Below are 25448 nucleotides of genomic sequence, written 5' to 3'. Positions count from 1 at the left end.
CCACTTTACTTATTTTTTATTCAATTTTACTTATTTTTTTATTTAATTAGACGATAGAATCTTCAACAAATCGCTTTCATTAGGCTTAATTTGCTCATCGCTTTTTGCTGGAGATGCTGGAGACGTTGAAGATGCAGGAGGCGTTGGAGGCGCGCCGACTAATCCGAGTCTACTTAAAGGAGCAGCCGCGCATTGCTTAATAACCATTAAAACGCCGAACGTTATACTACACGCGCCAGCAACAGCCCAATATGTTAAAACGTGCGAAACGCCAATCGCCCATTTTGCGCCCAGCTCAATGCCTGGCATGATTTGATAAAACATGTATGCAAAATACGCTATGCAAACAACGCCCATCGTGATCATTGCGGTTCCAACAATTTGCACGCTTATAGACGACTTTCTGCGCCCAGGCAAATCCATTGCAGAACCGCGCGTAAAAGCCATTACAGCACAAGAGATTGCGCCCACTATTAGTACCGACATTACAACGTCTGCAGGCCTATGCCAGCGACCTCCCATAAGTGCCACAGCAAGCAAAAACGTTATTAACGCAGCTCCAGCCGCAGCCCAAGCTCTAAACGCGCGAGACGCCGCGCAAACAAGTATTGCGCAAGCAGCCGCCATTAAAAGAGTGTGGCCAGAAGGTGCGGAATTTTTTGCAAGAGTAGCAATGTTTACAAGCATTTGCCTAGGAAGAACGCGTTTTAACGGCTCCGCAGCAAGCGATAGCGCGAATATTGCGCAGCATTGCGCAAGCAGCAACCATCGTTTTCTTATGATTGATATTATTAATGCCGCAACGCAAATTAGTGCAGATAAAACTATAACGATTATGGAACTTCTAAGCGGCGCTAAAATTGCGGCGAATGTTGGCGGAATGGCACTATATCCAAAAGTGCTGATTACCATTTCTTCGTACGATTGGCCGATTGGTGTTCTAACAGCTAGAAGCCACACAAGAGCAGCAGATGCAGCAAAAATCAATGCGAATATAGCGCATAACACGATTGTTGATATTCTAGGGCGATTCATCAATGGATCGAGCTTAGAAATATCTTGGTTAGCTGCGCTGCTTTGAGAGTTTTGGCTATTTTGGATATTTTCGCTAATATCGCTAATCTGGCTGCCTTCTAATAGACTCATACCAAGCATTTTATCAAACAACACTCCATGCGCTCCATAGCGCTATTCCTCACGACTATTAAGCCGTGAGGAATAGCACGCTCTAAGCGCACAGACAGGTCATGTCGCTCGCGCGGATTAGCCGCGCTCACGTCTTCGCCGCGCGTAAAGTCCACTGGACTTTACGCTTAAGCGGCTCAGCGCTTTGAAGGAGCTTGAAATGCGTTATGCAATTTCAAGCTCAGTCAAAGCGCCGAGCGTCTACAGCGTCGAAGTTGTAATCAAATGTAAAGTCACTTGGCGTTGCGTTTGAATCAGAATCATTAGCTGGAGCTTCATCAAAACTTGGCGAGAAATCGAAATCAGACGAAGTCTCAGTATCCTCCGAAGGAGTCACGTCAAAGCTTGGCGTGAAATCGAAGTCCGAAGGAGTATCCTCACTTGGCGTTACATCAAACGAAGGAGAGAAGTCGAAATCAGAAGGAGTATAAGTATCCTCACTTGGCGTCACATCAAACGAAGGAGTGAAGTCAAAATCAGAAGGAGTATAAGTATCCTCACTTGGCGTCACATCAAAACTTGGCGAGAAATCAAAGTCAGACGAAGTACCAGTCTCATCCGAAGGTGTCACATCAAAGCTTGGAGTGAAGTCAAAATCAGAAGGAGTATAAGTATCCTCAGACGGAGTCACATCAAACGAAGGAGTGAAGTCGAAATCAGACGGAGTCTCATCCGAAGGTGTCACATCAAAGCTTGGAGAGAAGTCAAAGTCAGACGGAGTATAAGTATCCTCAGAAGGCGTCACATCAAAACTTGGCGTAAAGTCAAAATCAGAAGGAGTATAAGTATCCTCAGAAGGCGTCACATCAAAACTTGGCGTAACGTCGAATGAAGGCGTAACGTCATGCTCAACACCTGGCTCCTCCGAAGGCGTCACGTCCGAAGCGTCAGACGCAGCAATCGCGGCGCCACGTGAAATATCTCCAACGCTCTCGCCCTCTTTATCAACATTTATTGTGGTCCATCCAAGCTGCCTTCCGTTCTCACCTACAAGCAAAAGCGTATATAAGCCGTGGCAGCCTTCTGGAATTGAAACATCAAAGGCCAGATCGTCATTATTAGGATCGCCTGAATAGTCCTTAGCAATAAGGATATCGTCATCTTTATAACTTGACGAAGTCAGCAGCACTGGTTTCTCGCCGTACGCATCCCCAAAATCGTCTACACTGCCCTTATAGAGGTATGCGCGAGATAGAACCAAAAGAGGATCACTTATAATCTTGTTCATATCTGCGTTAGGATATATTCTTCTTGTTTTAATCCTAACATAGCTAGGCATTCCAGCTTCTGCACCAATGCTTTTATCTAAGACTAAGTTGCCTTTTAAGTTTGGATCAACGTCACTCAACGACGCAGGTGCTGGAGCATGCGGATAGGAATCGTCTCTAGAGACTACTGGCGAAAAGTTATCTAAGTACGAAAGATCATAATTGCCAAACTTAGATTTTGTAGGAGTTGGGTCTACAAAACTATTTGACTTTGGATTTTGCATGCCATTCGTAACATTATTTAAACCATAATGAGCACTGTAATTCCTAATAGAAAAGCGCATAGCCTCTGCAAGATCTTTGTATGCTTTCTTCAACTCTTCTTGGCTTTTAGCTGCATCAATACGCTTCCAGTGTTTTTCAAGCAAATACGAATCTTCGCCATCTTCCTTAGTAAAAGAATGAAAATGATATTCGTATCTTCTAATTTCCTCTTTTATTGAATTAAGAAGCTTTTCGCTAGCAGCATCAAGCTTGCCAGTTTTACTTGCCATTCGCGTATTGTTAGACGCCATTAACATGTCGTAATACAGCTGAAATGCAAACTTTCCCTCTCCCAATGGATTCTTATCCACATTGCCATGCTTATAGATAAGACCAACGCCATCCGTTGTGCCATAAAGCTTTGCAAGATTAACATTCGTGCTTCTTTGAACGCTTGCGTACGAGTCAGCAAACGCAGGCGCGCCCGCAATAAAGCAAGGAGCTGCCATCGAAAGGCCTGCTACCACTAACGCAATCTTTTTTGCGACTAAAGTTTTATTTTTCATAACATTCTTCCTTTTTCTTACTTACGATTTTTGCTACGACGATGCGTTTGCGCTCCGACCTGCCTTTACGCGCTACGCTTTAAGCGAAAAGACATGTCATCGTTCGCGCGGTCTAAGCGCGCTAACGTCTTCGCCGCGCGTAAAGTCCACTGGACTTTACACTTAAGCGGCTCAGCGCTTTGAAGGAGCTTGAAATGCGTTATGCAATTTCAAGCTCAGTCAAAGCGCCGAGCGTCTACAGCGTCGAAGTTGTAATCAAACGTAAAGTCACTTGGCGTTACATTTGAATCAGCGTTTGAATCAGAATCACTAGCTGGCGCTTCATCAAAACTTGGCGTGAAATCAAAATCAGAAGGAGTATAAGTATCCTCACTTGGCGTTACGTCAAAGCTTGGCGTGAAGTCAAAGTCAGAAGGAGTATCCTCAGATGGCGTCACATCGAATGAAGGAGTGAAGTCAAAGTCCGAAGGAGTATAAGTATCCTCGCTTGGCGTCACGTCGAAGCTTGGCGTGAAGTCAAAGTCCGAAGGGGTCACATCCTCAGAAGGCGTAACATCAAAGCTTGGAGTGAAGTCAAAATCAGAAGGAGTATAAGTATCCTCACTTGGCGTCACATCAAAACTTGGAGTGAAGTCAAAATCAGACGGAGTCTCCTCAGACGGCGTCACATCGAAGCTTGGCGTGAAGTCGAAGTCCGAAGGCGTAACATCAGGCGTCACGTCAGGCGTCACATCAGACGGCGTCACATCAGAAGGAGTCTCCTCCGAAGGAACAGGCGCAGGCTCAGGCTCAGGCGTAACATCACTTGGCGTCACGTCCGAAGGCGTCTCCTCGCTTGGCGTCACATCATAAGGCTGCCCATTAATGTATGCATTAATAAGCTTTTGGTACTCGTCCAGCGTAAATGGCACCTCACCTGCTTTAGCTTCCCAAGATATAACAGTGCCGTACTCGTCGCTAATGTTTCCGCTAGTAAGACCCATTGCCGTAAGCGCTGGATGTATAAAGTTTAGGTAGTGGCCAACCTCAAGATAATGCTTCGATCTTATTTCTTTATCAGACACGCCCTTAGCTATAAAGTCATCGTACTTGGCTTTTTCGTCAGTAACCCACAGTTTCATTGCGCCAGTCATGGTATCCGTGGTGGTTCCGCCGTCGTAGATTCCGCTATCGTATGGACCCCAAGCCAAATTCTCAAAAGTCTTATAGTGTCTTGCATGGTCAAAAACATTGGCAGAATAGAACGCGTCATTTATTGCTACTGCCGTCGTATAAAGACTTACGCCAAGAGGATTAAGCCCACGACTCTTGCGATACTCGTTAATCGCGCGCATATACGATATTGAATTATTCAAGCGCGTAATGTAATCAGGGGATTCTTCGCCGCTATTAAGCTTTACTTTTGAATCGTACCAGTCTGGCTTTTCTGTACGACCATACAATATTTCAAGAGCTTTAGCTGCATCATCGCGCTGAGCTTGCGTAAGGGATTGATTATTCATTACGCTTCTAAAAAGATCACCAGCAGTGCTTTTTGCGCTGGTGCTATCGTAACTGGTTGCTGGGTGCGCGTAGCTAGATACTGTTACATCGCTAGCAAAAGCGGTGTTTGCAGTAGCTCCAAACATAGAAACCGCTGAACCAGCCAAAATTGCGGCTACGGTTGCAGCGGTGAATTTTTTAGAAAATGAACTGAAAGAGTTATTAGAAAATGAATTGAAAGCCATTTTTTCGGCAGATTTTGGAGTTTGCTTTTTCATGGATTTTCTCTTTTACTATAGGGGTTTACTATAGGTTTTTGCTATAAGACCTTCGCTATAAGACCTTCGCTATAGGACCTTCGCTATAGGCTTTTACTATAGGCCTTTGCTACAGGGACAAATAACAAAAAAGCTTTCGGCTTTGAATGCCCCTAGTAGCAAACAAAACCGAAAGCAACACGCTCAACACCTAAAACACACTATCTAACGTTAAAACTCCAAGAAGAAAGAAAATTAATAGCAAATCAGAGCTTAAACAATTAGTAAGCACGCAATTGGCATATCAGCAAGGCGCTTCCCTACAAAACCCCTTACCAACCGTTGAGCGCAAGTATAAACGCTCTTAAATTTCGAGCCGAGGGTATTTATCTAGCTGCGCAATTAGCAACACGATTAATAATGCGATTAATAATTACTACTAAGCGCATCAATCGCAATGCTTAAACTACGCAGCTAGACAAATTTAGTTTTTACACTTTTAGCTTAGTGACGAGCCTTGCGAACAGCAGCACCCATGCCAGCGAGCATAGTGGCAGCCAAAGCGGTCAAAGTTACGCCAACACCAGTACCAGGCAACTTCTTACCGCCATCCTTCTTCTTCTCAACCACAGTGGTCTTAGCACCAGCAGCAGCACCATTGGCACCAGCCTGACCTGGCTTAGCACCTGGCTTGCCAGCCTGGCCTGGCTTTACAGAACCTGGGGTAACGTGAGAAACACCTGGCTGGTAGTTAGCAGCAAGTGGCTCTAAGTCGTCTGGCAAAGCGTAGCCAGCAACCAATCCGGCGTCCTTAGCCTTAGCAGCCTTGAATGCACCCTTGTAAGCAGCCCAAGCCTTCTTAGCATCAGTAAAGGCCTTAGTAAACTCGGTCTTAGCATCGTTGAAAGCCTTAGCAGCGTCGGCCAAATCTTCCTTAGCGTCCTTAACAGCCTTCTCAAGCTGAGCAAGCTCAACCCTATCAGCCTTGGTAAGCTCGTCATGAGCAGTCTTGAAACTTGCAAGAGCAGCATTTGCACCATCAAGCTTGGCCTGAGCAGCCTTGGCTTCAGCGTATGCAGCATCGTACTTGGCGTAAGCCTTCTCGAGGTTGCCGTTAGCTTCGTCGAAATCAGCGCTGGTCTTTACCAAAGCAGCCTTAAGAGTGGACACAGCTACTTCAACTTTTTCTTCTGGCTTGTAGTTGGTAAGAGCATCCTGAGCAGTCTTAAGAGCAGCCTTAGCGGTCTTAACATTCTCAGCAGCCTTAGCAGCATCAGCGGCTGTAGTCGTAACAGCAGTCTGCGCATCCAAGAACTTCTGTGCTGTATCGCGCTCAGTATCATTCATTGATTCGTCTTTTTTAACGTAAGTCTTGCCTTGATCCTTGGTTTCAACGCCCTTAGTTGGAGCAGACTTCTTAGCAGCTTCCCAAGCATTGGAAGCCTTCGTAGCAGCATCATCAGCAGCAGTCTTAGCTTCCTCAGCCTTCTTAAGACCCTCTTCAGCGGTCTTAACAGCAGCCTGCTTCTCCTCGAGAGGAGTAAGCTTCTTTTCAGCTTCCTTCTTAGGAGCTTCAGTCTTGTCAGCAGCGAACACTGGGGTTGCCATTGCGAAGCCAGCAAGCAAAGTTGCGCCAGCAGCGAAAGCGGCGATAGCCTTCTTATTCATCATTTTATTTCCTTTCTTCTTCTCCCCCACTCGCAAAGCGAACAAGTCGCAATGCGGCGAGGAAAATATAAAACGCGCGTTTACGCATTCCACCAACGGTTATCCACCGTGTGATGTTGCTATTAACATGCCCCCCCCCCGTTTGAAAAGTCAAGCCCCAGCCACACGTGCTAAACCGAAAAAAATGATGTTATACACAAACTAATCCACAATAAAGGCCACATTGCCGTAAAATTTGTGGATAAACAACACTTAAACCGTAAAAATACGCATTTCAAGGTTTTTGAAGAATTTTCCCAGCTTTTTTTAAGGAAAGACTTTCCGCGCGTGTCGCCTCGCTTGCGCTGCCTAAGCAAAAAGGTAGGTCGTGTCGTAAATCAAATACAATCGCACTACTGTTTTGTTTGTTTGTGTAGTGCGTTTGTATCAAAAAACACCGAAATTCAGTACAAACGCACTACAAAAAATGAACAAAGCATTGAACAAAAGTCAACATAAACAACAAAAAAGCCCTCTCCGTGGTCCGCATGTAAAATACATTAAGCGTGGAGAGGTTCTGTTAAGACGATTTTCCCATGGAATTTTTCAAGAGTCAATATAGACACGACATATTTTAAGTACAAACACACTACAGTTTTGCGTGTTTATGTAGTGCGTTTGTATTAAAAAACACCAAAATTCGGTACAAACGCACTACAGGACTACGCCAAACTAGGCAGAGATTCGAGATTTTTCGCAGCGAATGAAGCGTATCGTTAGCGCGGTCTAAGCGCGCGAACGTCTTCGCCACGCAGAAGCAGTGCTTCTGCCTTGAGTGGCTCAGCGAATCGAGGTGATTTCTCGCGCATTATGCAGCTCGAAATCGTCGATTCGCGCTACGCTCTAAGCTCGAATGCAAGTCGTCGCGCAGAATACAGAAAACCCCCGCGCACCCACCAGAGGCCACTTACCCTTGCTGCATTCCTGCCCTGGGGGGATTGGGTGACGTAGTGCCACGCGGAGGCTCTACCTATATTACACGATTTTGGCTACAAGTCGAGCGCAAGTCGCAAGCAACCGACGAAAAGCCAAGCGAATGCCGAAATCAAATCTCAAACAACCGCAACATTAGACGCACCACTAGGCGCGCCACACGCTTTTGCCGCTCTTCTTTGCATCCTCAACATCTGCATTAAGCTGCGACTCGTCTGCCTCAACGTCTCCATTAATATAGCGCTCAACGAGTTCGCGCGCCTCGCTATCTTCGTGCTGAACAGCTGGCGACTTCATAAAGTAAGAGCTAGGAGCCAAAATCGGCCCCGAAAGCTTGCGATCCAGCGCAATCTTCGCAGCGCGCACAGCATCTATAACAATGCCTGCGGAATTAGGCGAATCCCACACCTCAAGCTTGTACTCCAAGCTAAGCGGAACATCGCCAAAAGTGGTGCCCTCCAAGCGCACAAACGCAAACTTGCGGTCGTCAAGCCAAGCAACATAGTCCGAAGGACCAATGTGCACGTTGTGGTCATCCATATCGTGCGGAACAATCGAAGTAACCGCGCGCGTCTTAGAAATCTTCTTCGACTCAAGCCTAGAGCGCTGCAACATGTTCATAAAGTCCATGTTTCCGCCAACATTAAGCTGGTAAGTGCGGTCCAAACGCACTCCTCTATCTTCAAAAAGTCGCGCCATAACGCGGTGCGTAATCGTAGCACCAACCTGGCTTTTAATATCGTCGCCAATAATCGGAACTCCTGCATCGCGGAATTTTTGCGCCCAAACTGGGTCGGAAGCAATAAAAACAGGAAGGCAATTTACAAACGCGCATCCAGCTTCCATAGCTGCCGTAGCATACGCCTTGTCTGCCTGCTCGGAGCCAACTGGCAAGTAAGACACAAGCACGTCTACATGCAAATCGCGCAAAACTTCGGCAACATTTACAGGCTCTTCTTTAGATTCGTCAATCATTTGCTTGTAGTAGTCGCCCAAGCCATCGTAAGTAGGGCCGCGCTGCACTGTAACGCCAAGATTAGGCACGTCTGCAAAGCGAATCGTGTTGTTTTGCGAAGCATAAATCGCCTCGCTTAAGTCATGACCAACTTTTAACGAGTCAACATCGAAAGCGGCTACAAACTCAATGTCTCGCACGCGATATTGCCCAAAAACAGCATGCATTAATCCTGGAATTTTATCGCCATCATTGGCATTCTTGTAGTATTCAACGCCCTGAACTAACGACGAAGCACAATTGCCAACACCGGCAATGGCAACGCGGATACTCATATAAACTCCTTAACAAAAATCATCGGCACAAAAACGCCGCACTAATACACTTTTATAATACTAGCTTTTACAAATATTACATACGATATTGCATATGATTGAAACGATATTACATATGATTACATATGGCTAAAATTCCTCATTACGCATGATTACGCACGATTACATATGGTTAAAATTCCTCGCCAAGCGCTAACTTGGATTGTATGGTTGCAAATAGTAATGGACGAAATTCGCACTCTTCTAGCCAAAGGCGCACTATAAGAAGCGCGGGCGATGGCACTGGAGCTGGCGCTGGCGCTGGCGCGCGCACAAGGCGACCACACAACCGCTCATACAATCAACAATACAATCGCAGAAGCCACAGAAGAATCCAAAAAAACTTTAGAACAAAACATCCGATTATTTTTTGGGCGCTAATCGTAATTTTTACGCCAATAATCCTTGGAATTTTAACGGTTGCGTGGATGTACGTAACAACAGACATTCCGCAGCCAGACAAAATCGCAATGGCGGATAAAACAAAGGTTTACTACGCGGATGGAAAAACGGAAATCGGCAGCTTTGCAGAGCAAAATCGCGAAATCATAAATTGCTCCGTTCTAAAACCATATGTTGGAAACGCAATAATCGCAAGCGAAAACAGGTCATTCTACAAAGACGGCGGAATTGATCTTAAGGGAATTGGGCGCGCAATAATCCACAACGTAACGTCTAAAGGCAGATGGGGCGGCTCTACGATTACGCAACAATACGCGGAACGCTACTATCTTGGCGAAACAAAAACGTATTTAGGCAAGCTGCACGAGGCCATTCTTGCGCTAAAAATCGCGCAAACACAAGACAAAAACACCGTGCTGTGCAATTACATGAACACGATTTATCTGGGCCGCGGAGCGTACGGAATCCAGGCGGCAGCAAAAGCGTACTTTGGCGTGGAAGCGAAGGATCTTACGCTATCTCAAGCGGCAATGCTGGCTGGAATAATCCCTGCGCCAAGCAGCTGGGATCCTGCAATCATGCCTAAAGAGGCGAATATGCGATTCAAGCGCGTGCTAAGAATCATGCTTAAAGACAAGTACATTACAAGCGAAGAATACAAAAACGCAAAAATGCCGCAAACCATTAATCAAACCAAGCAAAACATGTACGCAGGGCCGCAAGGATACCTTTTGCAAATGGTTCGCAGCGAGCTTACAAGCGGCGGCGCGTTTACAAAAGAAGACCTAGACACAGGCGGATACCGCATTATTACAACAATCGACAAAGCTAAGCAGGATTTAATGTTTAACGTTGCAAGCCCGACTGCTGGCGCGCGCGGAATTACGCCGCAAGGAGTGCAAACGGGCGCAATGAGCGTAAATCCTAAAGATGGGTCGATTATATCTGTGTATGCAGGCGACGACTACCTTTCTAAGCCGCTAAATAACGCCACTCAAGCGCTTTACGAGCCTGGAAGTACAATGAAGCCGTTTGCGCTGATTGGCGCGATTCAGGCTGGAACAAACCTAAACACGCTGTTTAATGGAAATACAGGGCTAAAGTTTAAGGGAATCGACAAGCCAGTAAACAACTTTGCAAACACAAATTGGGGAATAATCAACCTTTATAAAGCAACAGCAAACTCTGTGAACACGCCATTTATGGCTTTGCAAGAAAAGCTTGGGCAAAAAGGCGTGGCAAATACGGCTGTTATGGCTGGTCTAAACGCGCAGCGCGTTAACGGCAAGAATCCGTTTACTGTTCTTGGAAACGACCCCGTGCATATTAGTGAGATTGCGCGCGCGTATTCGACGATTGCAAACCAGGGGCGCAGGCCAGATTTGCACATTGTTTCTAGCGTTAAGAACCCAGACGGCAAAGAGTTTTATAGGGCGCCGACCGTTGGAAAACAGGTGTTTGCGGCGGCAGACATGGCGCTTGCTATTAAGGCCATGCAAGGCGTTGTACAATACGGTACTTCGCCAGAGGTTAGAGGCGTTGGAAAGCCGATTGCTGGAAAGTCGGGAACCGCTAACGATGCTTCGGCGTGTAGTTTTGTTGGATTTACGCCAAGCGTTTTGACCGTGTTTGCTATTTGGAATCCAGATGCGCAAGGAAATCCTTTGCCTGTGCCAACTTTCCGCGGATACCCTGGAGGAATCGGATATTCGGCGCATTTGTTTACGCGATACATGCGCGCGGCTCTGGCTGGAACGGCTGCGGAAAAGTTCCCAGAGGCTAAAGATAACGGCAAAATTGGAGGTGTTGACGGCACTTGGGGGCTTGGCGGAAGCAAGCACGAATTTGCGGACGACGATAGCGGCGAAAATAAAGAAGATAGCAAAGATAAAGATAAAGATAAGGCAGATAGTGCAAGTGGCGCAAGTGGCGCTAATAAGGAAGATAGTTCTAGTAGTGAAGATCGTGCGAATGGCGCAAATGGGTCGAATGGGTCTGGCGAGAATGGGCCGAATAACGGGAACGGCTCGGCTGGCGGCGGCACTACTAGTGGCGGAAGCGCAGGCGATGGGTCTGGCGCGGCATCATCTTCTGGAGAAAGCGGAACTACACAAACGCAAAGTGGCGGCGATTAAGCTGTATTTTCCCGAGAATATACGTAAATTGGGTCAAATTTGGTACAAAGTGCGGAGTTATGTTCCGCTTTTTGTACGTGATTTAGGCCAAATATGGTACAAAATCGGGAAAATCCGTATTAGTTACTGAGCAATGCGATCAATAACGTAGCGCTCAAGCGCTTGCGGCGTAAGGTCTTTGTAGCCGTCTAAGTCTGCAAACTGCGGCCCGCCGCTAACGTCTAAGTTAGAATACGCTCTTTGCGCAAGAGTGGTCGCGCCAGAAGCTGCAGCCGACTTTAGCCCTGCAAACGAATCCTCAATCGCAATGCAATACTTCATGTTTTGCGCGCTAATGCCAAGCAATCTACCTGCAGCTAAATACGGCTCTGGGCTTGGCTTTGTAGGGTATCCGTCGTCTCCACAAACAAAACCAGCGAAGGCACCTTTAGGCGCATGATCCACAATGTTTTCAACAAGTCGCCTTGGCGAATTGCTCACTAAAATCGAAGGGATTTTTGCGTCGGCAAGCTTTTGCAAAAGATCTAGAACGTCTGGCACCCATGGAACTTCCACGCTTTCGCGCTCGGCGACATAGTCCACCATTGCGTTGCCAATCTCTTCAACGCCCATCTTTGTTCCGCGCGCAATCATAGCTTGCGCAACATCTTTTAACGAGCCGCCCGAGTATTGCCACGCAAGCTCTTCGCTCCACTCGCCCCCATGTTCTTTTGCGATTTTAATCTCGGATTCATGCCAATACGGCTCGGAGTCGATTAGCGTGCCGTCCATATCCCAAAAAACTGCTGCCAGCTTGCGATTTTCCGCAGCTGCCATCTCAATTGCCGATTTTTCTGCAGCTAACTCTGTCAATGCATTTTCCTCGGTTGCGCTCGTTGCCATTAATCCCCTTTATATTCTTATACACTTATGCACTTATACACTTAAGTGCTACTTAGATTACGCACTTATCCACTTATGCACTTATTAGCGCATATGATTTTGCGATTATCCACATATCCACCATCTATTTAAGCATTTGACTAGTATTTAGAAAAATCTAAACTAATGTTTATATAGGCACTTGTTAGCGTAGTCGCTATAGACCAAACGCGCGCCACAAAACAATCGACCTATCGTCTTCTAAATCATTGCTCGCATAATCATTATATTGCGAATCGCCATTATTGCCTCTTGCATAAGACGACGGCAACTCGCGCTGAGGCACGCGAATATCTCGGCGCCAATCCTTTGCGCGCTGCGAGCGCTGAACCTCTACAATGTTTCCGTCTGCACTCGCTGCAAAAATGTTTCGCTCCGCACTCGCCGCCTCGTCAACTAAGCGCCTCACTTGCCTTTTAAGCTGGCGATTTTCTTCTTGAAGCTCCAAAATCCGCATAATTCCAGCAAGATTCACGCCGTTTTCTTGGCTCAGCTTTTGCGTTTGCACAAGCCTATCTATGTCTCTAAGCGAGTATCTTCTGGCTCCGCCTTCTGTGCGCTGCGGCATAATCAAGCGCAATCTATCGTACTGCCTAAGCGTTTGCGGATGCGTGTCGGTTAGGTTGGCTACGTGACTCACGGTAAAAATCGGCATGTCGATTTTAAAGCCCACTTCGTCCGCGCCGTCAAGCGTTGCATTTCCGCGCACTAGCGCCACTGCACACATCTCATACAGCGCCCTAATTTGGCGATCCAACCTAGCCATTACTTTCCTTTCTACACGCAAACGCTATTCCCACGAGCAATTGCTACGACTACGAGCAAACACAAAACGCAAACGCTAAGCGAATCCGTTGCTATGCGCGCAAATCCTTCACTTCTTGCTCGTAATCTGCGCCACACGCCTTTTCAAACTCTTTTGCAGCATGTTTTACCGCCATTCCAGGCTTTTTTGGAACGTGTATTTGCGCAATTCCAACAAACGCGCCGTTTTTGCCTGGCACGCCTGCTCCCTCTACGCGTATTCTGTTGCCGCTCGAAGTTCCAGATGGCACCTTAAACACAATCGGTTCGCCGTCTACGTTTTTAAGCGTGACTTTTGCTCCGTGCACAGCTTCGCTTAAGGTGAGCGGCAAAGTGGCTACTAAATCGCATCCTTCAATCGAGAATTTCTCCGACTTTTCCACTTGCACTTGCAAGTACATGTCTCCAGAAGCGCCGCCAAACTTTCCTGGCTTTCCCTTTGACTTTAGGCGTATTTTTTGCCCGTCTTTTACGCCTGCAGGAATGTGAGTTTTGAACGATTCTCCGCCCGATCGAAGCGAAACTGTAGCGCCTTTAAACGCCTGCTTAAACGTTAGTTTTATAGACGTTGTAATGTCTTCACCTCGTTCAGGCGTGTTTTGCGTAGCAGATTGAGCAGATTGAGCAGATTGAGCATACTGGCCATAGTCTGCACCGCCAAATCCTGCGGATGATTGCGCTCCAGCGCCGCCCGTAAACATGGAGAATATATTGCCCATATCTGGACCCGCGCCGCCCGTGGAAAATCGCACGCGTGAGCCGCCGCCCATTGGCGATCCGCCAAACATTGATGAGAAAATGTCGCTGAATCCGCTTGCGTCGAATCCACCTGCGCCCGTTCCGCCAGCGAATCTTGCTCCGCCTGCGCCAAATTGGCGAATCGCATCGTAGCGAGCGCGCATCTGTTTATCTTTCAAAACGTCATACGCTTCGGATACGTCTTTGAATTTTTCTTCTGCTTCTTTAGTTTTGTTTAAATCTGGGTGATATTTTCTAGCGAGTTTTCTGTACGCTTTTGTAATTGTGGCTTCGTCGGCATCTTTGGAGACTCCGAGAACCTTGTAAAAATCTTTGGCTAGCCATTCATTCTCAGCCATTTAAGCTCCTTTTTCTTTGAGCCACTGGCATTTATCTAAACAACTTATATCTATAGCTTGTATCTATAGCTTGTATCTAAATAACCTACTCGCGCTAGCTGCTTAGAATCTAAACCGCCAACACGAGTAGGCATGGGACTTGCATAAGTAAACATTTGATGAAATGCGCGAGCTAAACAATCCAAACAAGCGCTGACATTAGCGATGTTTCACGCATTGTTTCACACTGTTTTACACTGCGCACGCTACTACTCATTGCTTGGAGACGCCACTACGACTCTTGCAGCGCGAATCACTCGATCTCCAATCCTGTAGCCCGATTCCACAACAACATCAACCGTTTCCTTCGTAGCATTCGCATCTGGCTTGTGTAGAATCGCATCGTGCTTAGTCGGGTCAAAGTCTTCGCCCTTTTCTCCAAACTTTTCTACGCCAAACTTTTCAAACGCCTTGTCTAATTTTGCGGCCACAGCCTTGAACGAATCGTCCATTGCGCCGTGTTCGCGAATCCTATCAATGTCGTCTAAAGCTGGCAATAAAGCCGTAAGCACGTCTGTTATTCCATGCTGCCTGAACCGATCTTGCTCCTTGGCTGCGCGATTGCGGAAGTTAATGAACTCTGCTCGCTCGCGTTGCAACGCTTCCAAATACTCCGCCGCCTCTTTTTTGGCTTTGCCAAGAGGCGTTAAGGAATCGTCTTCTTCGCTGCTTTGAGTGTCTACAGAATTGTCATTTTCTTGAGATTTACGCGCGTTGGATTCATCTGCGGTTGCTTGCGACTTTTCCGCGTCGGCGGCTGCGCTAGCGGAGTCTGCGCTAGCGGCAGCATCCGCGTTAGCAGCTTCGTGCTTTGCTTCATGCTTTGCTTCATGAGTTTCCTCATGCGCCGCAACACCATCAGCCGCAACGCTATCAGCCGCGCTATCCGCCGCACGCGAATCGCCAGCCGCTGACGGCACGTCTTCCAAACCACTCAAGTAGTCGTTGGCGTTAAACTCGGACATTACTTGTTGTCCTTATCGTCCTTGTCGTCGTCCACCACTTCGGCGTCAACCACGTCGTCATCTTTAGAGGCACCTGCATTTGCATCAGATGCAGCACCAGCAGCACCAGCGCCAGCCTGAGCTCCCGCAGCACCTGCAGCACCAGCCGCGCCCTGCTGAGCGTAAAGCTGCTGACCAATCTTTTGCGCAGACGTCATAAGCTCGCTCTGCGCGCTCTTAATCTTCTCAAGGTCATCACCCTTCAAAGCTTCCTTCAAAGCATTCACCTTTTCGGTAACTTCCTTAGAGATTTCGTCGGAGAGCTTATCCTTATTGTCGTTAACAAGCTTTTCAGTCTGGTAAGCAAAGGATTCTGCCTGGTTGCGAGTATCCGCTTCTTCCTTGCGCTTCTTATCTTCTGCTTCGTGAGCTTCCGCTTCCTTAACCATGCGATCAATCTCGTCCTTTGGCAAACCAGAACCGCCCGTAATCGTCATGGACTGTTCCTTGCCCGTTCCCTTATCTTTAGCGGAAACGTGCACAATGCCGTTAGCGTCAATGTCGAAAGTCACTTCGATCTGTGGAACGCCACGAGGAGCTGGAGCAATACCCGTCAACTCAAAAGTGCCAAGAGGCTTGTTATCGCGCGCAAACTCGCGCTCGCCCTGGTATACCTGAATCAACACGGATGGCTGATTGTCTTCTGCAGTAGAGAACACCTCGGATCGCTTAGTTGGGATTGCGGTATTACGCTCAATAAGCTTCGTCATAATTCCACCCTTGGTTTCAATGCCCAAAGAAAGTGGAGTTACGTCAATAAGCAGAACGTCTTTACGGTCTCCCTTAATAACGCCCGACTGCACTGCTGCGCCAACAGCCACAACTTCATCTGGATTCACGGACTGGTTCGCTTCCTTACCACCCGTAAGCTCCTTTACAAGCTCCTTGACGGCTGGCATACGAGTAGAACCACCAACAAGCACCACGTGATCAATCTGGCTTACGGAGATGCCAGCGTCGGAAAGCACGTTGTTAAATGGCGTACGGCAGCGACCGAGCAAGTCGGAAGTCATTTCCTCAAAGTGAGCACGAGTCAAAGTCTCATCCAAATGCACTGGAGTTCCGTCAGGAGTCATTGCCAAGTACTGCATAGAAATTGAGGTAGATGTTGAAGAGCTAAGCTCCTTCTTTGCCTGCTCAGCAGCCTCCTTCAAGCGCTGCAAAGCAATCTTATCCTTGCTCAAATCAACGCCGTACTTGTTCTTAACTTCGCCAACAAGCCAGTCAATAATCTTCTGATCCCAGTCATCGCCACCCAAGTGGTTATCGCCATTAGTGGCCTGCACCTGGATTGTGGAGAAGCCGTCGTCATCCTTACCGATCTCAAGAAGCGACACATCGAAAGTACCGCCGCCCAAGTCGAACACCAAAATGCGCTCGTCTTCCTTGCCTTTTTCAAGGCCATAAGCCAATGCTGCAGCAGTTGGTTCGTTAATAATACGCAGCACGTTCAAGCCTGCAATCTTACCTGCATCCTTAGTTGCCTGACGCTGAGCATCGTTGAAGTATGCTGGGCATGTAATAACGGCATCGGTTACTGGCTCGCCAAGGTAGGCTTCTGCATCTCGCTTTAGCTTCATCAAAACCTGAGCGGAAATCTCCTGAGGAGTCCACTTCTTGCCATCAATCTCAACAGACCAATCCGTACCCATATGGCGCTTTACGGAGCTAATCGTGCGGTCAACGTTAGTAACAGCCTGACGCTTAGCGACTTCGCCAACCAAGATTTCTCCCGACTTGCTGAAAGCCACCACGGACGGTGTTGTACGCGCACCTTCTGCGTTAACAATAACTGTTGGGCTGCCGCCTTCAAGCGTTGCAATGCAGGAGTTCGTTGTTCCTAAATCAATACCTACTGCGCGTCCCATAATATCTCCTAGCTATCTTATCTATGTACCTTTTAATCTATGTACTCAAATTCTTGACAGCCAGCCTTGCGACTAGCCGCTTTTTCTTTTTACAAAACTTGAGTCTAACACACTCAAGTTATTAAAGTCAAGCATTTTTGCGCGCGTTTCGCAAAAACTTAATACTCCCCCACTCAAGTTTTAACCTATTTACATAAATTACGCCGAGCACGGTAGAGATTCGAGATTTTTCTTGTAGTGCGTTTGTATCAAAAAACACCAAAATTCAGTACAATCACACTACAGTTTTGCGTGTTTATGTAGTGCGTTTGTATGACGACACGCCGTAAATCAGGTACAATCGCACTACATAGGTTGCATGGATTACGCCAAACTGAGTAGAGATTCGAGATTTTTCGCCCTGAATGAGATGAACCTCAGCATCTTTGATGGTGATTCATCGAATGAAGAAGAAAAATCGAGAATCTCGGTGATAAAAACCACGCAAAAGTCCTAGATATTCAGAAGGTTTGATGTATTTCTCTACGAGCAATAAATAGCGCCAACCTAAAACATTAGAACATTAACGTTCACAAGATATCCGTAAAGGTGTTTCGCTCGCGCGGATTAGCCGCGCTATTCCTCGCGGCTATTAGTAGCCGCGAGGCTGATTTGGCATGTAAAGTCCACTGGACTTTACATTTGAGCCAAATCACGCTTTGAAGGAGCTTGAAATGCGTTATGCAATTTCAAGCTCAGTCAAAGCGCTTTGCAGCGCAGAAGCAGTGCTTCTGCTTTAAGCGGCTCAGCGCTCCGAATTGCCTTTTCGCGCTACGCTTTAAGCGAAAAGGCAGGTCGGAGCGCAAGCCATTTTGTGCGTTCACACTATAAAACAAAATGTGAACGCTTTTTTAAGGAACGCTACTAGAGCGCAAACTTTTATCTACTTGAGTGCTTACGGCGCTTAGCAGACACTCCAAGTCCCGCCAGCCCAACAAACACAGCAGCAAACGCGCTTAACGTTGCTGAATCAACGCCAGTTTGCACTCCCATGTTTCCGCGCAAGTTGCTACCCTTGTTTGCCTTTGCAGCATTAAGAGCCGCACGAGCTGCACGAAGTCGCATAGTCGCAGCTTCAACCTGCTCGCGAGTGGCATTAGGATCAGCAAGCACGCGGCGAGCGTTTTCTAGAGCATCATTAAACTCCTTAATCACGCTTGCGTCTACAAGTGCACCCTTCGTGCCCTTAGCGCCATTCGCCGCGCCAGCAGCGCCCGCGCCATTGGCAACATCCGCAAGAGCACCATTCACTTCGGCTTGCAACATAGACTTATCAACCGCGTTCGCGTTATTTGCATTATCCGCGCCATTGTTGCCATTGTTGTTGCCGTCGGAATCGTCATCACTACCCGAACCAAGCGAGTTGTATAAGTCGATCATCTTCTGCTTTATGCGTTGTAACTTTCTAAGCGCTTCGTCAACCTGGGCCTGCGTAGCGTTTGGATTATTAAGCACAGCATTCGCATCGTTCAGCGCCTTGTTGTACTCAGCTATATCCTTGCTATCTGCAATCAAGAACGGAATCGACTTGCGGAATTCAGGGTCATTGTCCTTCTCTTGGTAGAGCTTGTCCTTATCCGTCTTGTAGCCATCCGTAAGCTTAGACTTAGCATCCTGGAGCTTCTTCAAAGCATCATCAACCTGCTTCTGCGTAGCATTCTTATCGCCAAGAACCTTATTCGCATCCTCAAGCGCCTTCTTATAGGCCTCAAGATCCTTCTTAGATGCGTCATCACCCTTAGCTTGAGCGTTTACGTACTCAGGCGTCTTGGTGAAGTCGCCATCTTTATCCGCTTCAGACTTCAGCTTAGAAGGATCAGTCTTGTAGCCGTCAGTAATATTCTTCTTGGCGGCTTTCAAGGCGTCTAGAGCCTTATCAAGCTCCTGTTGGGTTGGAGCCTTTTCGCCTGCTGGGAGATCAGTCTTTGGCTTGCCAGTAGTACGGTCAAACTTATCAAGGAGATTCTTGGCATCGCCAAGAGCTTTCTTGTAGGCCGCCATATCTGCATTGTCTTTGCCGTCTTCACCCTTCTTAGCATCGGCATTCTTGAACTCAGGCGTATTCTCAAACGTGGTATCACGCTGGTCGTCGTCGCCGTCCTTAGACTTGTCGACTTCTTTTTGAAGCTCAACAGGATTGGTCTTGTAGTTGGCAAGAATCTTGTCTTTGATTTTCTTAAGAGCCTCTTTAGCCTCGTCAACTTCCTTCTGAGTTGGCAGCTGGTCCTTTGGAACGTCAACTTCCTGGCCATCCTTCGTGACCTTACCATCGTTCTTGTCGATGAGTTCCTTAGCCTTAGCCAAAGCTTGCTTATAGGCAGTTAGATCCTCAGGTTCTTTGCCATCCTTAGTCTTGCCTTGAAGGTTTTTATACTCGGTTGTGTTCTCGAAAGTAGGATTCTTAGCTGTACCCTGCTCATCCTTATCGTCAACTTCCTTCTGCAAGTCATCAACTTTGGTCTTGAAGTTGTCGTCGATGTCCTTCTTTGCCTGCTTCAAAGCATCAAGAGCATCATCGACCTGCTTCTGAGTTGGACGATCTTCTGGCTTCGCGTTTGGATCTGGGTGATTCACCTTGTTGAGGAGTTCCTGCGCAGCCTTAAGCTTTTCGTTGTAAGCTTCCAGCTTCTTGGTTGCGGAGTCATTACCAGTTTTATCTTCTTCCGTCTTTGCCTTTTCAAGTGCGTTCTTGTACGCCACCGACGCCTCGAATGGAGGTGTTACAGGCTTGCCATCTTGATCCTTATCGCCTACTTCACGTTCACAGCTTAATTGCATCAGTCTTGTACTTCTTAGCAATATTGTCTTGAGCGTCTTTCAGCTGTTTAAGCAGAGCGTTTACATCTTTTTGAGTTGCTTTTTTCTTCCAATCTTCATCATTAAGCTTTTCGGTAACTTTCTTGAGAATATTGTCAAAGCCTGTGTCTTTTCCATCTTCACCTAAGGCTTGTGTGGCACCTTGGTCACCAGCAGTCTTCTTAGCAACAGCATTTAGATACTCAGGCGTCTTCTTGAAGTCACCATCTGCAAAGTCTTTAGCAGAAGTCAACGGCTCAAGATTCGTCTTGTAGTTATCAGTAATTTGCTTCTTAGCTGCTTTAAGAGCGTCAAGCGCCTCGTTAATCTGCTGCTGCGTTGGATGTGAGCTGTTCTTAGCATCCGGATCTGTAGGATTAGCAGCCTTTACAAGGTCGCGCGCTTTCTTTAGAGCTGCGTTGTAAGCAGTAACATCTGTGTTTTCCACACCGTTACTTGTCTTAGCTTTAGCATTCTTGAACTCCGGCGTATTCTCGAAGTCGTTTTCAGTAACAGCAGGAGCACCCTCCGCAGTAGACTTATTAATTTCTGTCTCAAGATCAGTAGTAACAGTCTTATACTTCTCAACCTCAGTACGTGCTTTATCAAGAGCATCAAGCGCATTGTTGATGTCTGTTTGAGTTGGCTTTGCGTCTTGCGGCGTATCTTTATCATCATGCTTCTTCAAAAGCTCTTGAGCTTTTGTCAAAGCTTCATCGTAAGCCTTCTTAGCCGCTTTGGCATCATCATTTTTCTTAGTATCAGGCTTGCCATCAGCAGTTAAGAAGTGAGGATCAGACGCATTGCGATACGCGTCAGAAGTTTGCGTGCCTTCTGTAGCTGCAGGGCCATCTGTAGAGCCGTGCTTGTCAACACTCTCCTTGAGCTTGGCGGTATCGGTGTTGTACTTGTCAAGCTCTTTGCGAGCATCGTCAAGCTTCTTCAACGCATCATTGACTTCCTTCTGCGTTGCATCAGGTTTCTTGAGCAATTCCTTTGCGGCATTAAGAGCATCACCATAGGCATCTACAGCTGCCTTAGCAGCAGTATTCTTAGCAGTATCATCAGTTCCGTCAGCTTGCTTGAAAGCAGGTTGATTTGCATTCTTGAATGCAGGCGTCTGCTTGGTATTGTCATGCTCGTTAACAGACTTAAGAAGCTCGTCGGTCTTGGTGGCGAACTTATCCAACGCCTTCGCCGCGTCGTTCATTTCCTGAAGGATACTGTCAACATCCCTGTTCAGTGGCTCACCGTTCTTGTGCGCCTGAATGTCTTTCAGGTAGTCCTTACTATTAAGGTCGCCATCTTTCTTCGGGATATTGCTATCAGGAATATCCTGGCCATTTGCTCGATCCTTCGGAAGCGTGTTAGTAAGCGCCTTGTGCAGCTTTTCTGCTGCATCATCATAAGCCTTCTTAGCTTTCTTAGCAGCTTCTACCTCTGCTTGTTCTTCTTGGGTTGGGTTTTGCTTTTCGGCAAGAGCCTTCAAATTCTTGTAGGCTGGGCTGTTTTGTATGGCAACGTCATTAAGCGCAGCAGCCGAAAGTCTGCTGGTGTCGGTTGCATACGTATCGATAATCTTGCGCGCAGCGATTAGCTGCTCTTTAACCGCATCAACCTTTTTCTGATCTACGGTGCTCCCAGGCTTATTTAATTCATCCATCAAGTCTTTTGCAGCATGGTAAGCGTCGTTATAGGCTTTGAAGTCCTTAGCAGCCTGAGAATCTTTGCCCTCAGCTTGTGCCTTATCAAAGGCGTTGAAGTAGGCCGGCATCAGATAACCACTGAAGTTGTCCGCAAGTGCTTTACCAAGATCGGTTTTATCCGTAGAGTACTTGTCAGCATGAAGTGCTGCTTCAGCGTCTTCAAGCGCTTTCTTGGCGTCCTCAACGTCTTTCTTGGTAGCGTTTTTGTCTGCGAGGACGTCTTTAGCTTTCTTTAGCGCGTTGTCATAATTTGTGACAACTTGCTGAGCAGCAGGATCGTTAGTTTTAGCCTTAGCGTTCTTGTAGAACACACTTTGCTTGGTAGCATCGTTTGGATCAGGATTATCGAAGCTCTTTTGCACCGCAGCGGCAAGAGGAGACTTGTCGGTTGCGTTGGCATCAAGTGCTGCCTTAGCTTTCTTAAGATCATCAATAGCCTTGTTTACTTCCTTTTGAGAAGCGTTAGGATCTTTGGAGACCTTATCTGCTGCTGCTACGGCATCGTCGTAGGCTTTGCGCTGTTCAGGAGTAGAGTTCTGGTAGGTTGGGTCGGCGGTCTTGAGTTTTTCGTCACCTTGCTTAGTCGCATCGCCCGTGTTTACCTGACCATGCTCAGCAATGGCAGCGTTCAGCTTGTCTTTGCTAGTGGTAAAGTCGTTAAGCTTTGCGCGCGCAGCGTCCAGCTTAGCCTTGGCTTCGTCAACGGCCTTTTGTGTGGCGTTCTTGTCTTCCTTTACCTTATTGGCTTCTTCGAGAGCCTTGTCGTAATCTTCCTTGGCTTTCTTGGCAGCCTCATTCTTCTTAGCATCAGGCTTTCCATCGTCGGTCTGGAATGCTTGATCAGTAACGTTCTTATACCTGTCAGTAGTTACAGTGCCAGGTTTTTCAGCAGTAGCGCCTTCGGCAGCCTTACCATTAGCATCAATCGAGGCGTTCAGCTTATCCTTGTTGGTGTCAGCACCATCAAGCTCGGCGCGTGCCTTGTTAAGGTTAATCGTAGCGTTATCGATTTGCGCCTTCTGCTCTTCGGTAAGGTCTTTTTCTTGCTTGTCCTTAACAGTTGCAAGCAAGTCTGTTGCAGTCTTTAATGCCTTTTCATACGCATCTTTCTTATCAGCAGACGCGTTGTAGTACTTAGCCTCGGTTGGAGTCTTCTTATCGTCAGCAAGCTTGTGCTCGTCAATCGACTTAGAAAGGTCATCCTTCTTATGATTCGTCTGCGGCACAAAGATAACGTTAATTGCTTTTGCTGTATTGCCTGGATTGCGGCCTTGCTCCAGATAAACATGCTTATAGTATGTCATTGCATACGGCTCAACAAACAGGCGCGCCTTGAAAATCTTGCCCTTTTTAGCAGCCACCGTTACAGAGCCAGCCTCTGTATCCCATGAATACGAACCAGCATCTGATAAATTATCACCGAGGTCTACGTCAGAATTAGAAACTTTCTGATTCCCAGACCAATAAGCGCCACCCATATTGCCAAGCGTAAGCTCGCCCGTTGGCTCTTCATTTTGCAACGCATAGTTCATGTGCGACTTGCGCGAATGATTACTTGTACCTTCATAGGCAAGCTGCTCGCCGCCTGTAAGCTCGCGCAAACCAGAACTACTATCCTTTGGTTTAGCCTTCAGCAAACCAAGAATCTTTGTTGTATCAAACTCTTGCGCTTTAGTTGGGTCGTAACGGTAGATAATAGTGGTTTTCTGATCATTACTCCAAGAAATACCTTCGTCGGTATCGCGACCATCAATCTTAGTCTTAGTCCAAGTAACGTCGTAATCCTTGCGGATGTCTGGAAGCTTGGTGAGCTTGCTCTCTTTTACATTAGATGTAAACTCAGCAACTGACTTGTCAGTCTTGATCTTAACGGTAATCTTGTTTTCCGCCTGACCATTAGAGATACCCTTATTAGCATCACCAGATGCAGTAAGATCGCCAGTAAGGTACGAAAGCGAAATCTGATCTGTGCTGGTAAGGCCAAGCTCTGTATTGTCTTTATTAGCTTCGTAAATAGCTGTCTTAATGCGGTCAATCTCGGCGCTTGAATATCCAAGTGGATTAGCCACAAAGACTGCTTTATCGCCAGTTGGAACAGTAACATCCTTTTCTTCAAGCTTCTTCAACACAAGGTCACGCAAAGCAATCTTAGGAGCGTCCGCAGCATCCACTCCGTCGAAGTTGATTACAGCTTCGCCCTTATCGTTGAAGGTAACCTTGTCTTGCGGCACATGATTTAGCTGAGCAAGCTTCTTTGCGATTTCTTCCTTAACTTCAGTCGAAACATTAGTCGGGTCCTCAACAATCGGCTTTTCGATACGCGTGTCATAGCGCGCAACGGTAAGGGCGAGCGCCTCGGACTTGTAGCCGAGGTCAGAGACCAGGTAGGTCTTGAGGTTATTCACGCCCGTCACATATGTTGTTGGCTCGCCCGTCTTTGAAGTTACCTTGTTAATAACGGTAGCTAACTGATTAGCATCATAAGCTTGCTGATCGGTAATAATTACCTTGTTTTCAGCAGTATCTGGCGTCTGAACAAATGCGCCATTCTCTCCAGTGCGTCCACCCACGCCTCTAGATGTACTTGCAGCTGTAATTTGATCGCGAATTGATTTTTTACCAGTTGCTTCTGTAGGAGCATCTAAGGCAGCCTTTAGCTTATCTTGAATTTGTTGTGCGGTAAGTTCTTCGTTATACTTCAGCACAATTGAGCCAGCTGTTTTAGGTGGAATAAGTGTTGCTGCACGAACAATGTTTGTTTTGTACAGCACTACTGTTTTACCGTCTTTATCTGTACCGTACACATAAATGCAACGGTTTGCAGAGTAGCTTTCTCCACTCTTAAGATTGCCATCTCTATAAAGCTTGGTCATGGTAAGCGTAGCTGTACCATCAGTGTCTACTTTAAATTCGTATGTACCTGAATATGGCTGATGCTCGTTTACAGCAGCAGCATCGGAATAATATTCAAGGAACTTTCTACTTTTAGTATTATCAACAGTATTACCATCAGATGGGAAAATTGCTACTTTGGTAATGGTGCTACCGTCAGAAGGTTTTGCAAATTTAAAGGTAACGGATTGGTTTTGCCCCTTTTCAATGTACACATTGTCGGAAGAGCCCCATGCGTACATGTTTGGGAGCGTGTCTTTTTTATCTTGTGAAAGTTCGATTGTGCTGTTAACTTTTGGAGCTGGCGCAGGGTCAGCTTCACGCACCTGGCCATAATTTGGGCCAGCTGAAGCTTCTGCAGGAGTGTTACTTGCTGCATAAGTGCTAGCTTTCGAAGTAGTGTTATCAGGTGCTGGAGTGCTATCTGTAGTCTTCTTATTAGCCTCATCAGCCTGCTGCTCTTCATCAGACTTCTGCTTTTCATCAGACTTCTTAGCAGTTAAATCCTGCGCATTTGCAGACGTAGAAGTATCAACAGGCGTAGAAGTAGTCTCCGCCGCCATTGCAGGAGTTGCGCCAAAAGCAATCGCCGCGCCAGCAATCACGCCAGCAGCACCAGCAGAAAGAGCGGCCACTTTACGCATGTCAACAGCCTTTGTAACACCATTGTTAGCTGCAGAATCCAATGCATTCTTTGCGATCTTGTTTGCGTGCTTACCAGATTTTGTAGTCATTTTCCTCTTCTTTCTATTAGAACAAATAGTCAAAAAGTTTTGAACGCCCTAACCAATGAGCGACAAAAAGTCATAAGCTC

General features: G+C 46.9%; 11 protein-coding genes, 1 other RNA gene and 1 pseudogene. 1 reads left to right on the top strand and 12 read right to left on the bottom strand.

All coding sequences use genetic code 11. The features are described from left to right. Nucleotides 1-42 precede the first annotated feature (42 nt). The 6 genes from HXT45_RS01450 to HXT45_RS01425 form a co-directional block, all read right to left on the bottom strand. Entirely contained in the window at nt 43-1155 is a 1113-nt protein-coding gene (locus HXT45_RS01450) for a phosphatase PAP2 family protein (RefSeq protein WP_421782262.1), read from the bottom strand. 211 nt (nt 1156-1366) lie between these two features. Next, a complete protein-coding gene (locus HXT45_RS01445) occupies nt 1367-3223 on the bottom strand; it encodes a cellulosome anchor protein (protein WP_421781982.1) in 1857 nt (618 codons plus the stop codon). Between the two features lie 215 nt (nt 3224-3438). Then, nucleotides 3439-4983 (bottom strand): CAP domain-containing protein, encoded by a 1545-nt coding sequence (locus tag HXT45_RS01440; protein WP_421781980.1) that lies wholly within the window; start codon nt 4981-4983, stop codon nt 3439-3441. A gap of 483 nt (nt 4984-5466) precedes the next feature. Next, nucleotides 5467-6633, bottom strand: a complete 1167-nt coding sequence (locus HXT45_RS01435; protein ID WP_421781978.1) for a hypothetical protein — start codon at nt 6631-6633, stop codon at nt 5467-5469. Nucleotides 6634-7542: 909 nt separating this feature from the next. Further along, nucleotides 7543-7639: signal recognition particle sRNA small type (gene ffs / locus HXT45_RS01430), an RNA gene on the bottom strand. Between the two features lie 110 nt (nt 7640-7749). Next, entirely contained in the window at nt 7750-8892 is a 1143-nt protein-coding gene (locus HXT45_RS01425; protein ID WP_421781976.1) for an inositol-3-phosphate synthase, read from the bottom strand. 206 nt (nt 8893-9098) lie between these two features. Between HXT45_RS01425 and HXT45_RS01420 the strand changes: the two genes are divergently transcribed. Beyond that, complete coding sequence (locus HXT45_RS01420; protein ID WP_421781974.1) at nt 9099-11468, top strand: transglycosylase domain-containing protein; 2370 nt, start codon at nt 9099-9101, stop codon at nt 11466-11468. Nucleotides 11469-11591: 123 nt separating this feature from the next. Here the strand turns inward: HXT45_RS01420 and HXT45_RS01415 are convergent, their stop codons facing one another. From HXT45_RS01415 to HXT45_RS01390, 6 genes and pseudogenes are all read right to left on the bottom strand, one after another. After that, nucleotides 11592-12284, bottom strand: a complete 693-nt coding sequence (locus tag HXT45_RS01415; protein ID WP_421782259.1) for an HAD family hydrolase — start codon at nt 12282-12284, stop codon at nt 11592-11594. A gap of 262 nt (nt 12285-12546) precedes the next feature. Continuing rightward, on the bottom strand, nt 12547-13155 hold the full coding sequence (locus tag HXT45_RS01410) for a heat shock protein transcriptional repressor HspR (RefSeq protein ID WP_016806621.1): 609 nt from the start codon (nt 13153-13155) through the stop codon (nt 12547-12549). A gap of 91 nt (nt 13156-13246) precedes the next feature. Then, a complete protein-coding gene (locus HXT45_RS01405) occupies nt 13247-14290 on the bottom strand; it encodes a DnaJ C-terminal domain-containing protein (protein ID WP_115761981.1) in 1044 nt (347 codons plus the stop codon). A gap of 248 nt (nt 14291-14538) precedes the next feature. Next, a complete protein-coding gene (gene grpE / locus HXT45_RS01400; RefSeq protein WP_174191405.1) occupies nt 14539-15294 on the bottom strand; it encodes a nucleotide exchange factor GrpE in 756 nt (251 codons plus the stop codon). Then, on the bottom strand, nt 15294-17201 hold the full coding sequence (dnaK, locus tag HXT45_RS01395; RefSeq protein ID WP_020758889.1) for a molecular chaperone DnaK: 1908 nt from the start codon (nt 17199-17201) through the stop codon (nt 15294-15296). The genes grpE and dnaK overlap by 1 nt, the downstream gene beginning before the upstream one ends. A 918-nt stretch (nt 17202-18119) precedes the next feature. Next, nucleotides 18120-25368: pseudogene (locus HXT45_RS01390) on the bottom strand (peptidase). Nucleotides 25369-25448: the final 80 nt, after the last annotated feature.

This window comes from Gardnerella sp. DNF01199S (genome assembly GCF_049244155.1).
Taxonomy (GTDB): Bacteria; Actinomycetota; Actinomycetes; order Actinomycetales; family Bifidobacteriaceae; genus Bifidobacterium; species Bifidobacterium piotii.
The sequence above is the reverse complement of the archived record's forward strand: the minus strand, read 5'-3'. Positions and strand labels throughout refer to the sequence as shown.